Genomic DNA, 1,472 nt, shown 5'->3' on the forward strand with positions numbered 1-1,472 from the left:
ACAGTTCGCTCGGGTATCTGACGCCCAAGCAGTTTGCAGACAGTTTTTTAACCGCAGACTCTAATTTGGTTTCGTACTAAATTGGGGAGCAGGTCAGCCAATCCACCCGACTCGGCTATACCGGTCAGGATCGAGATGCGGGATTGTCCACCGATCTGGCTGGGGGTGGGGGATGTCGATCCGCTTATCGGCGACTCTCGGCTATTTGCGGAGCGACTAGCAAACTTGGAACGCCCACACGAATTGACAGTCTATCCTGGCATGCCACATGGGTTTTCGGGTTATGCGGCAATGTCAGCAGCGGCGATGCGGGAAGCGGCGGCGTTTCTGGAAGGGATAATTTCGGTCCGGTAGTACGCCGAACCACCGCAATCAGCATCAAAAATCCTCAATCTAACAAAGGCTGTCAAACCCTTATCAGCATACGAACCTGATCCTGCCTGTTGCTGTTCGGCGAGGAACTCCTCTTTAGCGCGAAATTTGAAACCTCATACGTTTCCAATTTTTCTATCATGGAGCCAACTCCCTGAACAACTATTCGACAAGCAGCCCATACAATGAAGGAATCAACGCTCTCCACTCCACCCCGCCAATCAACGCCATCACTTTACTTGGCACTGCCGAATCTCATAAAACTAAACAATCATTCTTTTTTCTTGCGAAGCTCGGCAATCACTTTGTTCCAATAGCGCACGATCTCGAAGTGTTGCTGTCTTGTTACCCACGCCTTATTGCGTGGATCCAAAGCATCGCCACCAACTATAGCTGGCTTAATTTCTACCAACTCCATACCCCGTGGACGCATGTTAGGATGTTCGTTCATAGCGGCTCTGACAGTTTTTTGAAAAAATCAGAGAAACTCTCCGCGACTGGAATCGCATATTCACGCGCCATTCCAATAAACGGAATACGAACTATTGGCATAGCAGTCGACTGGGTATCAAACCCATAGCCTTCCCCACCTCCATTGGAAGCGAATAGTAAAATTCTTGGTGCATACTTTTCAACTTCATACTCACGATTAAAATCAACCAGCTCTTCCGCTCTCCAAAAAATTATATAATTATCCCCAACAAAACCCTCACCTCCATTATGCTGCCTAAGAAAGTCAACATAACCAACGGGAAGCACAACCTTCAAGGCCGCTGATAGTCCACTAACAACACCCGTCTCCGCCGGGGAATTCAATTGCCCTTCAGTAAAAAAGTACTCCATCACTGCCCTCCAAGGTCACGCTGCAATTGATTCCACCAAGGTGTTACTTGCTGCCGGTGGACATCACTAGGCAAGATAACTTTGTTACCAACATCAGTCGGGCTGCCGCCGAATTTCACCGGATGAATTTCGTGCACATCGACCGACTTGTAAAGAAGCCCTGAATCGCACCGGGGATCGCGGAGGCTTTTTGGTTAAAGTAAAACAGGTTCCACAGTCGGCGCTGCAAGTTGCCGATAGTATCGCGCTTCGGCCTC

Annotated in this window: 3 protein-coding genes; 1 reads left to right on the forward strand and 2 read right to left on the reverse strand. The window is 49.0% G+C overall.

Translation table 11 applies throughout. From position 1 onward, the window contains the following. Positions 1-81 precede the first annotated feature (81 nt). Positions 82-354 (forward strand): alpha/beta hydrolase, encoded by a 273-nt coding sequence (locus ABD104_RS30395; RefSeq protein WP_425543372.1) that lies wholly within the window; start codon positions 82-84, stop codon positions 352-354. A gap of 289 nt (positions 355-643) precedes the next feature. Here ABD104_RS30395 and ABD104_RS30095 read toward each other — a convergent pair whose 3' ends face one another. Together ABD104_RS30095 and ABD104_RS30100 are read right to left on the reverse strand one after the other, a co-directional pair. Further along, positions 644-823, reverse strand: a complete 180-nt coding sequence (locus tag ABD104_RS30095; RefSeq protein WP_132980317.1) for a hypothetical protein — start codon at positions 821-823, stop codon at positions 644-646. Further along, positions 820-1,215 carry an SMI1/KNR4 family protein gene (locus ABD104_RS30100; RefSeq protein WP_132980318.1) on the reverse strand — a complete coding sequence of 132 codons (396 nt, stop codon included), beginning with the start codon at positions 1,213-1,215 and terminating at the stop codon, positions 820-822. The genes ABD104_RS30095 and ABD104_RS30100 overlap by 4 nt, the downstream gene beginning before the upstream one ends. Positions 1,216-1,472 lie beyond the last annotated feature (257 nt).

It is taken from the genome of Pigmentiphaga daeguensis (genome assembly GCF_039523035.1).
GTDB classification, from domain to species: Bacteria; Pseudomonadota; Gammaproteobacteria; order Burkholderiales; family Burkholderiaceae_B; genus Pigmentiphaga; species Pigmentiphaga daeguensis.